11 protein-coding genes are annotated in these 12,831 nt (G+C 75.5%); 2 read left to right on the forward strand and 9 right to left on the reverse strand.

Going from position 1 to position 12,831, the window contains the following annotated elements; translation table 11 throughout:
• Nucleotides 1-93: 93 nt before the first annotated feature.
• The 9 genes from J2S66_RS31710 to J2S66_RS31750 form a co-directional block, all read right to left on the reverse strand.
• On the reverse strand, nucleotides 94-2,874 hold the full coding sequence (locus tag J2S66_RS31710; RefSeq protein ID WP_310311805.1) for a helix-turn-helix transcriptional regulator: 2,781 nt from the start codon (nucleotides 2,872-2,874) through the stop codon (nucleotides 94-96).
• Nucleotides 2,871-3,500 carry an MBL fold metallo-hydrolase gene (locus J2S66_RS31715; protein ID WP_310311807.1) on the reverse strand — a complete coding sequence of 210 codons (630 nt, stop codon included), beginning with the start codon at nucleotides 3,498-3,500 and terminating at the stop codon, nucleotides 2,871-2,873. The genes J2S66_RS31710 and J2S66_RS31715 overlap by 4 nt, the downstream gene beginning before the upstream one ends.
• Before the next feature lie 51 nt (nucleotides 3,501-3,551).
• Nucleotides 3,552-4,727 carry a cytochrome P450 gene (locus J2S66_RS31720; protein WP_310311809.1) on the reverse strand — a complete coding sequence of 392 codons (1,176 nt, stop codon included), beginning with the start codon at nucleotides 4,725-4,727 and terminating at the stop codon, nucleotides 3,552-3,554.
• A 25-nt stretch (nucleotides 4,728-4,752) separates the two neighbouring features.
• Nucleotides 4,753-5,592: a DUF4097 family beta strand repeat-containing protein gene (locus tag J2S66_RS31725; protein WP_310311811.1), complete on the reverse strand. Its 840-nt coding sequence runs from the start codon at nucleotides 5,590-5,592 to the stop codon at nucleotides 4,753-4,755.
• 46 nt (nucleotides 5,593-5,638) lie between these two features.
• A complete protein-coding gene (locus J2S66_RS31730; RefSeq protein ID WP_310311813.1) occupies nucleotides 5,639-6,187 on the reverse strand; it encodes a toxin-antitoxin system HicB family antitoxin in 549 nt (182 codons plus the stop codon).
• 58 nt (nucleotides 6,188-6,245) lie between these two features.
• Complete coding sequence (locus J2S66_RS31735) at nucleotides 6,246-6,506, reverse strand: transcriptional regulator (protein ID WP_310311816.1); 261 nt, start codon at nucleotides 6,504-6,506, stop codon at nucleotides 6,246-6,248.
• Between the two features lie 131 nt (nucleotides 6,507-6,637).
• Nucleotides 6,638-7,501 carry a GNAT family N-acetyltransferase gene (locus tag J2S66_RS31740; protein WP_310311818.1) on the reverse strand — a complete coding sequence of 288 codons (864 nt, stop codon included), beginning with the start codon at nucleotides 7,499-7,501 and terminating at the stop codon, nucleotides 6,638-6,640.
• Nucleotides 7,502-7,570: 69 nt separating this feature from the next.
• Nucleotides 7,571-8,722: a M23 family metallopeptidase gene (locus J2S66_RS31745; protein WP_310311820.1), complete on the reverse strand. Its 1,152-nt coding sequence runs from the start codon at nucleotides 8,720-8,722 to the stop codon at nucleotides 7,571-7,573.
• A gap of 160 nt (nucleotides 8,723-8,882) precedes the next feature.
• Nucleotides 8,883-10,475, reverse strand: a complete 1,593-nt coding sequence (locus J2S66_RS31750; RefSeq protein ID WP_310311822.1) for a hypothetical protein — start codon at nucleotides 10,473-10,475, stop codon at nucleotides 8,883-8,885.
• Between the two features lie 145 nt (nucleotides 10,476-10,620).
• Here J2S66_RS31750 and J2S66_RS31755 point away from each other — a divergent pair, with 145 nt between their 5' ends.
• Complete coding sequence (locus tag J2S66_RS31755) at nucleotides 10,621-11,835, forward strand: peptidoglycan DD-metalloendopeptidase family protein (RefSeq protein ID WP_310311824.1); 1,215 nt, start codon at nucleotides 10,621-10,623, stop codon at nucleotides 11,833-11,835.
• A gap of 486 nt (nucleotides 11,836-12,321) precedes the next feature.
• Nucleotides 12,322-12,690 carry an Imm1 family immunity protein gene (locus J2S66_RS31760; RefSeq protein ID WP_310315224.1) on the forward strand — a complete coding sequence of 123 codons (369 nt, stop codon included), beginning with the start codon at nucleotides 12,322-12,324 and terminating at the stop codon, nucleotides 12,688-12,690.
• Nucleotides 12,691-12,831: the final 141 nt, after the last annotated feature.

Here is a 12,831-nt window from a genome sequence, read left to right on the forward strand (position 1 = left end):
CGACGACGTCGAAGGCATGAGGGGTGCTCCCTCAACCTCGGAGCGCCGGAAGTTGGGTGTATCAGACCCACCCCCAGGCGACTCCTCCTCTGATCAGGCCAGTGCGCGGGACAGGTCGCGACGACCGCTGATGCCCAGCTTCGTGTAGATCCGGCCCAGGTGGTTCTCCACCGTCTTGGGCGTCACGAACAGCTCCTGCGCGATCTCCCGGTTGGCCCGGCCCCGCGCCGCCAGGTCCGCGACCCGCCGCTCGCTCGCGGTCAACGCCTCCGCGCCCGCGACGGAGAGGCGCCGCGGCCGGTCGCCCAGCGCCTCCAGCGCGTCCGCCGCCCTGGTGCGCAGCGCGGTCGAGCCGCACGCGTCCGCCAGGTCCAGGGCCCGGCGCAGCGGTTCCCGCGCGTCGGCGCGCCGCCGGTCCACCCGCAGCGCCTCGCCGAGGTCCACCAGCGACCGGGCCAGGCACAGCCGCGACGGCGCGCCCTCCAGCGCCCGCGCCGACTCCACGAGCAGGTCGGTGCGGCGGTCCGCGTCGGCGTGCGCGAGCAGCCGCAGCGCCGTGCCCACCTCCGTGGCGGCGCCCCACCGGCGGGCCAGCGCCACCTGCTCCTCGGCCAGCGCCACGGCCTCGGCGGTGTCGCCGAGCAGCATCGCCGCCCGCACCGCCGGCCCCCGCCACGGGATGGTCGGCGGGTCCACCTCGGCGGCGGCCATCGCGTCGCGCTGCCGGTGCGCCTCGGCGCGGGCCAGCCGGGGGTCGCCCTGGGCCAGGGCGACCCGGGCGCGCGGCTCGTGCAGCCAGATCGTCGGCATGATCTGCGGCGCCCCGGTGTGCTCCGCGTCGAACCGGGCCAGCACCGAGGCCGCGCCCGCCACGTCGCCGCGCTCGAACGCGCCGTAGGCCAGGAAGTGCGCGGCCGTGGCGCGCACGGCGACCACGTGCGGCACCGGGTCCTCGTCCCGCACCGCCGCCAGCGCGCCCTCCGACTCGGCCGTCATCCGGCGGACGTCGCCGGTCCGCCAGTGCAGGAACGAGGCGGCGTTGGCGACCATCGCGAACTCGACGGGCGAGCCGTGCGCCCGCACCCGCAGCCGCGCCCGCTCGACCTCCGGCCCCGCCTCCGCCACGCCGTCCGCGGCCATCAGGGCGAGCAGCGCCACCAGCCACGCCACCATCGCCTCCGTGCTGCCGGTGGCGTCGTCGAAGTACGCGCCGCGCGACAGCGCCCGCAGCGCGGTGGCGGCCACCTGGTCGGCGGGCCACACCTCGTAGCGCCCGGTCTGGGCGAGCAGGCCGAGCAGGGTGCGCTCGTCGGGGGTGCGCCCGGCGAGCCGGGCGTAGCCGCCCAGGTGCTCGGACGCGGTACGCCGGTGCCGGGGCGAGAAGGACCGCAGCACCGCCAGCCGCGCCTCCAGGTGCAGCCTGCCCGCGTCCGGTCCGCGCGCCGCGACCGCGTCGGCCAGCTCGGCGATCGCCGCCTCCGGCCCGTCCACGGCGGCGGTGGCGGACGCGGCGGCGGCCAGCAGTTCGGCGTCCGGCAGGTCCGCGGCGGCGGTGCGCAGCTCCCGGCGCGCCCGCTCGGCGTCACCGGTGCGCAGCAGCGCCCGGCCCAGCTCCGCGCGCAGGCCCGCGTCGTCCGGGTGCTCCTCCACGGCGCGCCGCAGGTGCGAGGCCGCCGTGTCCGGGTCGCCCGCCGCCAGCAGCGCCGCCGCCGCCGTCCGCAGCACCTCCGCGGCCCCCGGGAGCGCGCCGCGCGGGGCGTGCGCGAGGTGCGCGGCGACCCGGTCCGCGGGGGCCTTCGCCTCCCACAACCGCCGCGCCGCCGCCGCGTGCAGCCCCGCCCGCGCCATCGGGCCGAGGTCCGCCAGCACCGCCTCGCGCACCACCGGGTGCACGAACGCCAACTGCTCGCCGGTCAGCACGTGCGCCGCGACCAGCGCCTCCACCGCGCCGGGCAGGGTGTCGGCGGGCAGGTCGGCGACCGCGCCCGCGAGCCACGGGTCGCCGCCGGTGCCCAGCACCGCCGCCGCGCCGGCCAGCCGCACCGCCTCGGCGGGCAGCCGGCCGAACGCCGCCCGGAACACCGTGCTCGGCCCGAGGCCCGCCACCCGCCGCGCGGTGCCCGGCTCGTCCACCGGCAGCGCCAGCGCGTCCAGCTCGTCCGCCAGCACGCCCACCAGGAACGGGTTGCCCGCCGCGGCCTCGTGCAGCGCCGCCACCACCTCGGGCGCCGGGCGCACCCCCCGCGCCGCGACCAGTTCACCGAGGGCGGCCGGCGTCAGCGGGCGGGGCAGCAGCCGCTCGGCCTGCCGCGCCACGCTCAGCTGCGCCAGCGGGCCCGTGCTGTCGTCGGGCGGGCGGGTGGCCACGACCAGCGCGATCGGCAGGTCCGCGACCCGCCGCGACAGGTAGGCCAGGAACCGCAGCGACGGCGGGTCCGCCCAGTGCGCGTCGTCCACCGTGATCAGCAGCGGCCGGGTCGCGGACAGGTCGATCGCCACCCACCACAGCGCGTGCAGCGTGCGGGCCAGCTCGGCCTCACCCGGGTCGGCCGCCGCCGCGTCGAGCGCGGCCAGCGCGTCGCCCGACGGCCCCGCCAGGATCTTCTCCAGCACCTCGCCCCGGTACCGGGACACCGACCGCTCCACCATCTGCCGCACCACGCCCCACGGCATGGCGCTCTCCAGTGCGTCGCCGACCGCCTGGAGCCGGCCGAAGCCCCGCCGCTTGGCCAGGTCGCGGGTGTCCTGCACGAGCCGGGTCTTGCCGATGCCCGCCCGGCCCTCGATCACCACGACCCGGCCGTCGCCCCGGGAGGCCGAGTCCAGCGCCGCGGTGATCCGGTCCAGCTCCCGGTCCCGCTCCAGGGTGCTCATCCGACCAGGCGCTTCAGCCGGTCGGGGTCGCGCAGCGGGCGGCCGTGCCCGAACAGGACGAGCTTCGGGCGCAGCTCCGCGAGCCGGCGCATCGACTCGCGGTTGCGCTCGGCGTCGTGGGTGAGGAACCTCGGCGGCCCCGACAGCCGCAGCACGTTGAAGAACACGTCGCCGCAGAGGAGCACGCCGTCGTGGTCGCGCCACAGGGCGATGTGACCGGGGGAGTGGCCGGGGGCGTCCAGCACGGTGAACCCGGCGACCTCGTCGCCCTCCCGCAGGCCCCGGGCGACCGGGTGCGGGTCGGGCATCTTCATCTTCGCCAGCAGCGAGGGCAGCAGACCGGGCGCGGGCACGGGGCTCGCCGTCTCGATCGCCTCCGCGTCCCGCCGCCCCGTCCACAGCGGCACGTCGTACCGCTCGCACACCGCGTGGCTCGACCCGAAGTGGTCGGGGTGGGCGTGAGTCACGACGTGCGCGGCGAGCGAGCGGCCGTCGAGCTGGCGCGTGATGCGCTTGGCGGCGGCCGGTGTGCCGGCGTCCACCAGCACGTCCTCGACCAGGTAGGCGTTCATCATGTGGGGCGGCCGGCCGAGCAGCTGGTGGACCCCGGGAGCCAGTAAGCGCACCTGCGGGATCGTAGCGTCCCCGCTGCTCAGCGCGCCCGGTCCGCGCGTCGGTCACCGTTCCCCGTCGGTGGTCAGGTGCAGGGACCGGAGGCCGACCACGTTCGGCGACGGCATGAACACGGGCCGCCGGTCCGGGTCCGCGCGCAGGTGCGGGAACCGGTCCAGCAGGACGTCGAGCGCGACCCGGCCCTCCAGGCGGGCCAGCGGCGCGCCGAGGCAGAAGTGCACGCCCCGGCCGAAGGCCAGGTGCGGGTTGGGGTCGCGCCGGACGTCGAAGGCGTGCGGGTCGGGGAACCGGCGCTCGTCCCGGTTGGCGGCGCCCGGCCACAGCAGGACCATCTGGTCCGCGGGGATCTCCACGCCGCCGAGCGCGGTGGCGGCCTTCGTCGCCCGCGCCACCGAGGCGAACGGGGTCAGGTAGCGCAGCGACTCCTCGACGGCGCCGGGCAGCAGGGCGCGGTCCTCCCGCACGGCGCGCAGCTGGTCGGGGTGCGCGTCCAGGCACAGCACGGTGTTGCCGAGCAGCATGGTGGTCGTGATGTGGCCCGCGACCAGCAGCACGCTCGCGAAGTTGACCACCTCGGCGTCGGACAGCCGCGCACCGTCCACTTCGGCCCGCACCAGGGCGGTCAGCAGGTCCTCGCGGGGCTTCACCCGCCGTTCGGCGGCGTGCCCGCGCAGGTAGTCCAGCATCGGCGCGAGCTGCTCGACGCTGTCCCGCAGCGCCTCGCCCTGCTGCTCGGCGTCGGTGAGGGAGAACTGGTCGTCGTTCTCGAACATCGCGTCGACCCACCCCCGGAACAGGTCGCGGTCGCCGCTCGGCACGCCGAGGAGTTCGGCGATCACGATGACCGGCAGCGGGTAGGCGAGGTCCTCCACCAGGTCGAAGCCGCCGTCCACGCGGTCGAGCAGCTCGTGCGTCAGGCGGGCGATGCGCGGTTCGAGGTCGGCGACGACCTTCGGCGTGAACGCCCCGCTCACCAGCCGCCGCAGCTCGCGGTGCGCGGGCGGGTCCATCTGGATCAGGTTGCCGTCGGTGGACGACGGGTCCGGCCGCACCGGGAACAGCCGCAGCACCTCGGACGAGAACCGCTCGTGGTCGCCCAGGGCCTCGACGACCTCCGGGTGGCCGTGGACGTTCCAGAGACCCAGCCGCTCGTCGAACCCGACGATCCGCTCCGGTCGTTCCCCGCGCAGCCAGAACTGCGCCGGGTGCGTGTCCCACATGTCTTGTCCCCCTCGTGCTTCGTGATCAGGCGCGGCGGACGAGGATGTCGCCGAGCGTGGTGCGGCCGCGGACCTCGACCCGCTCGTCGGTCTCGCCCGGCGCGTCGGAGGTGCTCAGCTCGTTGCGCACGCGGCCGGTCCGGGAGCGCACGTCGAGCCAGGCGGCCGTGCCCTCGCGGACGCCCACCTCCAGCTCGCCGACCGAGGTCTCCAGCGTCACCGAGCCGCGCGCGACGTCGTGGACGCGGATGTGGCCGTGGGCGCTCCTGGCGTGCACGTCGCCCCCGGCGCGGTCGATGACGATCTCGCCGTTGGCCGCGTTGACCCGCACCTCTCCGGTGACCTCGCCCAGGCGGGTCGCGCCGTTGGAGTTCTTGATCTCGCCGGACCCGTCGAGCGTGCCGATGCGCACCTCGCCGGAGCCGGTCCGCACGTCCACCCGGCCCGACGCCCGCGCCACCGCGATGTCGCCGGTGGACGTCTCCAGGCGCGCGGCCCCGGTGTCCTGGAGGCGGATGTGACCGGCGGAGGTCTTGATGCGGCACTCGCCGAGCGCGCCCTCACCGCGGAAGTCGACGAGCTGCCCGCGCGCCGTGACGGCGGAGCCCGCCGGGAGTTCGACGACCAGGTCGACCGAGCCCGGCTTGGCGAGGAAGTTCGTGGTCCGGCGGCTGCGCACGGTCAGCCGGCCGTCGTGGAACTCGACGGTCGTGGTGCCGGCGGCCTTGACGTCCTTCTCCGAGGCCGGGTCGGTGGGGCGGACCTCGACGGTGGTCCGGTCGCGTTCGCCCGCGGTGAGCAGGGTGCCGCCGTAGACGAGGTCGAGGTCGACCTCGATCGGGTCGGGGGTGTCGAAAATGGGCATGGCTGTCCCCTCGGAATGGGTGGTGGGAGCGTTGTCGCAGGTGGGGCTAGCGGACCCAGCCCGTGTAGCGCTGGCCGACGCCGGTCGAGGTGGCGCCCGGGGCCGTGCCCGCCGTCCTGCCCGAAGTCGTCCTGCCCGGTGCCGTCCGGCCCGGCGCCCTCCCGGCCGGGCCGAGCCCGGCCGCCGCGGCCCGCACGAGCCAGGCGTTGACCGAGATCCCCTCGCGGGCGGCGGCCTCCTCGACCCGGACCTTCAGGTGCTCGGGCAGCCGGAGGTTGATCCGCGTCACCGGACCCTCGTCCGACACCACCGGTGGCACCTCGGTGGCATCATCCTGGTGTGTCGTGGCATCATCGGGCACCGCGACGACGAACTCGGGATCGCGCCCCCGCAACCGCACGTCGACGCTGCCCGGCGCCAGGTCCCGCGTGATCTCGTCGGCGGCGGCGGACAGGGCTTCGAGCAGCGTCAACCGCGTAGCCGACTCCAGCGGGAGGACCAGCCGCTCGGCCAGGGCGCGGGCCTCCGCGCCGCCGGCCTCGGCGGCGGCGGCCAGTTCCCGGCGGAGGTTGTCGACGTAGGGCGTCAAGTCCATGGCACCACTATGGCACCACAGTGATGTCACCGCAACCGCCTCGTGGTGCCACCGGGGTTCAGTCCTCATGGGTGATCTCGAACAGGTCGTCGAACTGCATCGGTGAGAGCGCCACGAGCGCGCCCGCGATGAACGCCCCGCCGGGACGGAGCGTCCCCTTGACCACGCGGCTGATCGTGGAGCGGTTCACGTCCATCGCCTGGGCGAGCGCGTAGTCGGACCGGAAGCCCGCCAGTCGCACGGCTTTGCTGAAGGCGGCGGTGCGGAGCTTGATGGTGTGCGGCATGCGGACCTCGGGCGGGTTGTGTGGTGGGCGCACAACGTCCAGTGTGTACTCGGGACCTTAGCTGCACGTTCCGGACGGCAACGGGCTTTCCCTTGCGCCACAACAACTCCGCACTTCGTGGGCGTGTTCCGGCGTGGTCGCCGTTGTGCACGCGCCACGTGTCGTCACACGTTGGTGGCCAATGTCCGGTCCCCGCCGTCGTCGGAGAAGGCGAACGCGGCGAAGTCGGCGACGGGGACGTACCCGATCCGCCGGTAGAGGGCGTTGCTGGTGGCGTTGCCGGGGTCCGTGAACAGCACGACGTGCGTGGCGCACGAGTCCAGCGCCGCCCGGCTCACCGCGACCGTGACGGCGGCCGCGTAGCCGCGCCCGCGGAGGTGCGCCGGGGTGTAGACGGGGTCCACCCGGGCCATGCCGGCGACCACCGACGTGGAGCCGGCCATGGACACGGGGGTGCCGTCCGGGGTCTCCCAGAACGTGTAGTGCTTGTCCGCGTACCGGGAGTCCGCCCAGGCGGTGGTGGGGGTCTCGTCGACGGCGGCCATGAACTCGTGGCACCAGCGGACGACCTGCCCGCGGTCGTGCGGTTCCTCGGCGCGGGCCCGGCCGGCCGGCGCGGGCTCCGGCGGGGTGAGCGCGCCGAGCCGGTGGAGGCGCACCCCCTGGCCGGGCACCGGGGTCGCCCCCGTGTGCCGCCGCCAGGCCTCGGCGAACGCGGCGGCGGTGTCCCGCACGGCGGTGACCCCGGCGAGCGGGCGGTCGGCCAGGCGGGCGGCGAGGGCGTCGGCCTGGCCGGGGGAGAGGGGGCCGGTGTTCAGCCGGCGCGACGACGGGAGCAGGTGGAACAGGGCGCGGACCCCGCCGCCGGACTCCAGCCAGCCGAACGAGGTGGCCGCGCCGCGGGTGCGCGCCTTCTCGGCGACCGTCGCCGTCATGGTGTGCAGGTCGGGGCGGGAGCGCAGGAAGTCCCCCGCCCGGGCGAGGAACTCGTCGACGTCATCGGTGAGGTGCCAGCTGTCCGAGCGCATGGCGCATCGTCCCCTCCGCCCGTCCCGAGCCGGGCGGAGGGGAACCGTGCGGGAGACCCCGGCGAAGGGTCAGCAGTAACCGTTGACCGGCACGGAGAGGCCGGTCCACATGTAGGCGTCGCTGACCCAGGTGCCGTCGGTGAGCCGGTTCCACAGGCTGGAGGTCCCCCACCGGCCGGTGTGGCTCGTGCCGTTGGCGGAGCAGGCGACGTTCACGGTCGCGCCGTCGGCCACCGTGCCCGCCAGCGCGTGCCCGGAGCCCGGACCGGTGCGCTTGTTCACCACGCCGCCGCCGTTGGCGTCCATGACGGCCTGGGTGAACCCGAGGGCGCCGTGGTTGTGGAGCGAGCCGCCCGCGTAGGCGCGCGCGCTGCCGTGCAGCGCCGAACCCTGGTAGGCGGCGGCCCCGTTCTGCAGCACCCACTTGCCGACGTCGTGGTTGGCGATGCCGATGTACGCGCTGTTCTGGCGCAGCGCGAAGTGCACGTGCCTGCCGGACGCGGCGCCGCCGCAGGTGACGTCCGTGCCGGTGTTGCCGAGGAACGCGCCCTGGCCGACGGACGCGCCGTTGACGTTGATGCTGTTCCACAGGTGGTAGTAGTCGGTGGAGTAGCCGCGATCGTGGATGACCCGGATCCACCCCGTGCACATCGTGTACGCCGTGCCGCCCCGGGCGGCGCGCACCACCTGGTCGCCGCCCGCCAGGTCGAGCGAGCTCCACGGCGCCGCCGCGCCGCTCCAGCCGTGGGGGCCGCCGGGCATCCCCCATGACTGGCCCACCGCGAACGGCAGGGCCATGCCGGTGCGCCAGTCCCCGGGCCCCAACGCCGCCGGGCGACCCAGCGCGGTCAGCAGCGGGCGCTCCGCCTCGGACACCACCGGCGCCCCCGCCGCGAGGTCGGCGAAGGCCGGCTCGCCCTCCAGGGCGACCTCCCACCCGGCGCCGTCCCGGTGGGCGACGAACAGCCAGCCCGTCGGGTGGTCGTCCGATCCCCGCGCGGTCGCCAGCACCGCGGTGCCGAACGCCCACTCCCCGTCCTGCTCGGTGACGTTCACCCGGGGCGTCGTCGACGCGGTCGCGGCGACGGGCGCGGCGGCGTGCATCCGCGCCGTCACCACCGAGGCGAGGTCGGCCACCGGTTCGGCGGCGGCGGTGCCGGCCACCGCCTGCGTGGCGACCAGCGCGACCACCACCGAGCCGGTCAGGAGTCGTGATCTCATGTCCTACCTCCGCTGTCGGGCGTGACGGCCGGGAGGGGGTCGGCTCATCCGGGGCGTTCACCGCTCCGGAGGACAGGGAAGCCGGCCGAGTACGCGAGTCGATTCCACCAGGGAGCCCGGTGGCGGCACGCGTTGTTTCCGGAGCCGCCGGTGATCGCAATTACTCCTCTGGCGCGGCACCGGGCCGCGCCAGCCACCAGCCCGCCGCCGCGCGGACCCCCGCCGGCAGGTCCGGCCTGCCCCGCACGTCCGCCAGGACGGACGTCGCGCCCTGCATCCCGGCCGCGTAGACCACGGCGCGCAGCACCTCCTCCGCGTCGTCGCGCCCGCTCCGCCGCCACGCGCCGCCGTGCCGGCGCACGGCCTGCGCGAACACCGCGGGACCGGTGCGCCCCGGCAGGTTCCCCAGGCCCACGGCCGCCTGCGCCGCCACCGCGGACGGCACCCGGCCGCCGAGCAGCGCCTCCAGCGCGCGCCGGTGCCCCGCGCCGCCGAGCGCGCCGAGCGCGAAGACCCGTTCGCCCAGCAGCGGCGACCGGCCGCCGTTCGCCGCCGGCGCGACCAGGTCGTCCGCCAGCGCGTCCCCCAGCGGCCCGCCGAACGGGCTCGCCGCCAGCACCGCCGCCGCGCCCAGCCGCACGTCCACCTTCCCGCTGAAGAGCAGCTCGTCCACCAGCCGCGACAGCATGCGGTTCTCGCTCGCCGAGGTTCCCCTGGCGGTCACGTCGAGCGCCGCCTCCGCCGCGGTGGTGAGCGAGGCGACCACCGCCGCGCGTCCCGCCGCGACGTCCTGGTCGCCACGACCCGCTCCGGCGGCAGGCCGCGTCCCGGGCGGCGCCAGCCTGGCCGCCAGGTCCACGGCCGCCGGCCGGACGTGGGCGGGCAGGCCGCGGTCGGCCAGGTGGGCGCGGACGAGCACGTCGAGCGCGGCGGCGTCCTCACCGCCGAACCGCCCCGCCTCGGCGGCCAGCTCGCAGACGGCCAGCGCGGCGTGCAGCGTCCGCTCGCTCGTCGGCGCGGCGACCTCGCCCACCAGCAACCGGGTCGAGTGCCGGTCGTGCACCAGCAGCATGAGCGGGTCGACGACGACCTGGCCGGCCGGGTCCGCGACCATCTCGGCCACCGCCGCGGCGATCGCGCCGCGGGCCACGGGATGGCCCTGCAACCTGCGCAGCGCCTCCCACCGGGGCAGGTAGGCGTACCAGCGCGAGACCGACATCTCGGCGAGCAGGCGGGTCGTGAGCAGGCCCCACGTGGCCCTCGGCAGGTAGACGTGGGGCAGCGCGAGCACCCGCGCGCTCATCGCGTCCCAGTCCGCGCCGCGCACCGGTGCGTCCCCGAGGCACCGGTCGAGCAGGTCGTCGAGCTCGGAGGCGAGGCGCGCGCCCGGGACGAACCGGCGGTCCAGGCGCGGTGCGCCGGGCCGGACCGAGCGGACCTGGTGCACGGTGTCGACCGCGGCGCTGAGACGCCCGGCGGGCAGCCCGAGGACGTGCTCGTAGGAGCGGATCACGCGGTAGGGCACGGGCTGCACGCCGTTCTCCCACCGGGAGATCCGACTGGGCGTGACCGGACCCAGGTGGGCGGACAGGGCCGTGACGCAGTGCCGCGCCACGGCCAGGTCGGGGTCGTGCCCGTACAGCCTGCTCGTCCGCAGCAACCAGGCGATCCGGGTGCGGCAGGCGAAGCGGCCCTCGTCGTCGACCATCTTGTTGGGGCGCCCCGTGGTCACCCTGCCGGTCGACGTCAGCACGCTCCGCAGTATCGGCGTCGTTCGGGGACAGGCACAAGACGGCGATCGCGGGGTTGTTGCGCGGGCCGGCGCGGCCGGGCAACAACCCCGTCGTCCGGTCACACCGGCGTTAGCGTCGGGTGCTCGGAGCCACGGAGGTGTCGACATGGGCAGGACCGTCCGGTGGGTGGCCGCGGTCGCGGTCGTGGTGGTGGGGTTCGCGGTCGCCGTCCCGGTCGCGGGAGCGGTCGTGGCGACCCCGGTGGCTTCGGGGGCTTCGGTCGCGGGCGCGGCCTCGGCGGACCTGGTCGAGCAGGTGACGCGGGCGGCGCGCGACCGGGCGGGAGCGGCGGAAGCCGCCCACCTGACCGGCGCCGAGGTGCGCGTGCTGCGGTCCGACCGACGGCAGGCGTACGGCACGGTCGTGCTCACCACGCCGCCGGGCGCGGACGCGCTGCCGAGGGACTGGCTGTTCATCGCCGAGCGCGACGGCGCGGGACCGGCCTGGCGGGTGGCCCTCGACGGGCAGCCCGCGTTCGCCGACCTCGCCGCGCGGTCCGGCGTGCTCTCGGAGCGGGAGAGCGCCGTGTTCGCCGCGCACGGAGGTCGGCTGAGCGCGGCGGTGAACGGCGACTACCGGACGGGCATGGGCCTGCCGTGGGCGGTCGGCCAGTCGTGGACCGTGCTCGGCGGTCCGCACGCCCACGACGCGGGCAGCGGACCGTGGAGCTCGCTCGACCTGGCGGGCGGCGACCAGCGGGTGCTGGCCGTGCGGGACGGGCTGGCCTACACCCCGTGCGTCGGCATGATCAGGATCCTGCACCCCGACGGTTACGCCAGCCGCTACTACCACCTGTGGAACCACCTCCGGGCCGACGGGACGCCGGTGTCGGCGGGCACCCACCTGGGCGACACCGGGACGGAGATCGGGTGCGGCGGCGCCGCGAACGCGCGGCACGTGCACTTCTCCCTGATGCACAACGGGAACTTCGTCGGCATCGCCAACCACATCATCGGGAAGTGGTTGTTCCGCAACGGCGGCGCCCAGTACGGAGGCTCGGCACTGCACGGCAGCCGTTCCGTCCCCGTGGGCGGCCAGGTGCAGAACTACGGCGCCCTCGGCCGCACCCAGGGCATCGTCGACGCCAACGACCTGGCCACGGTGAACCGCCGCTCCGGCCCGGGAGTCGGCTACCCGGTGTCCGGCACGGTGGCCGACGGGGCGACCGTCAGCATCGCCTGCTCGGCCGACGGCACCAGCCACACCGGCCGGTGGGGGACCTCCAGCCTGTGGAACCGGCTCACCGACGGCACCTGGGTCAGCGACGCGTACGTCTACACGGGGCTGGCCGGTCCCGTGAACGGCCGGTGCGGCCCCTGAGCCACCCGACGGCGACCACTCCTCGGCGGGACTCGTACGGGGTGCCACACGAACCCGCGGTCGCCGTGGACCGAGGGTTCCGCGAGGGCCGGTCGCCGTCGTCCGGGGCATCTCCGAACCTCCCGCTCCTGTGACACCCGAGCGGATCGAGGAACCACGACGGGGACTGCCACCCTCGGTGATGTCCGGCGTCGGGCAGAAGACGCACGGGCGGTGGATCGACCCGAGTGGCGGGGTCCACGAGGAAGTGAACGGCAAGGATGAGGGGCGCGGGAAGCTCTCCGGTTCTTCGCGGAGGGGATCAAGTCCCGTCGTGTCGCGGTCCGATGGGATGTGACGCGCTGGTTCCGGGTAGTCCCCCGCCCGGCTTCACGATGACGGTCTACGGTCCTGACGGGGGCAGGTTCGGGTGGGAATCGAGGGAGGCGGGACCTCGGAGTGGGTGCCTTGGACGTGTACTACCTGTACGAGCACGGCGATACTCCCGTGGGGGTGTCCACTGTGGACGAAGTGGACGACTTGGTCGACCGTGTGTGCGGCGAGTCTCCGCCGGCAGCGCCCATCCTGATGGACGTCCACTTGTCCGGCGACCCGTACGCGCAAGGGTTGGACATCGGTATCGCGGTTGATCACGGTGTGATCCGGTACTCCGGGCGGGCGTGGCCGCGCGGTGTCGTCAGTGCGGGCGAGGGGGCGGTGGACGGCGAACCGCGTTCATACTTCTACATGGGTCACCAGCGCGAGTTCCCTCCGAACTCGGAAGTGTCGATCGACGTTGTCCGGCAGGCCGTGAAGGAGTTCATGGAGTCGGACGGAGCGCGTCCCACCTGCGTCCACTGGCAGGACGCGCCGTAGACGACGGCCACACCCGCCGGCCAGGAGGTCGGGGTGATCTCCGTCTGAGGCGGCTGGTGGGTCCACGGCCGAGGCAGCGACCAGGCCGGACAGGTCGAACGCGCCAAGAACACCGCCACCGTGCTACATGGCGCCCGCCTG

Origin of the sequence: Saccharothrix longispora (assembly GCF_031455225.1) — a bacterium.
Classification (GTDB): domain Bacteria; phylum Actinomycetota; class Actinomycetes; order Mycobacteriales; family Pseudonocardiaceae; genus Actinosynnema; species Actinosynnema longispora.

Bases quoted from the DNA above. Each gene is read 5' to 3' on its own strand.
- J2S66_RS31710 (WP_310311805.1), bottom strand. From the start codon at position 2,874: ATGAGCACCCTGGAGCGGGACCGGGAGCTGGACCGGATCACCGCGGCG.
- J2S66_RS31720 (WP_310311809.1), bottom strand. From the start codon at position 4,727: ATGTGGGACACGCACCCGGCGCAGTTCTGGCTGCGCGGGGAACGACCG.
- J2S66_RS31725 (WP_310311811.1), bottom strand. From the start codon at position 5,592: ATGCCCATTTTCGACACCCCCGACCCGATCGAGGTCGACCTCGACCTC.
- J2S66_RS31730 (WP_310311813.1), bottom strand. From the start codon at position 6,187: ATGGACTTGACGCCCTACGTCGACAACCTCCGCCGGGAACTGGCCGCC.
- J2S66_RS31740 (WP_310311818.1), bottom strand. From the start codon at position 7,501: ATGCGCTCGGACAGCTGGCACCTCACCGATGACGTCGACGAGTTCCTC.
- J2S66_RS31745 (WP_310311820.1), bottom strand. From the start codon at position 8,722: ATGAGATCACGACTCCTGACCGGCTCGGTGGTGGTCGCGCTGGTCGCC.
- J2S66_RS31755 (WP_310311824.1), top strand. From the start codon at position 10,621: ATGGGCAGGACCGTCCGGTGGGTGGCCGCGGTCGCGGTCGTGGTGGTG.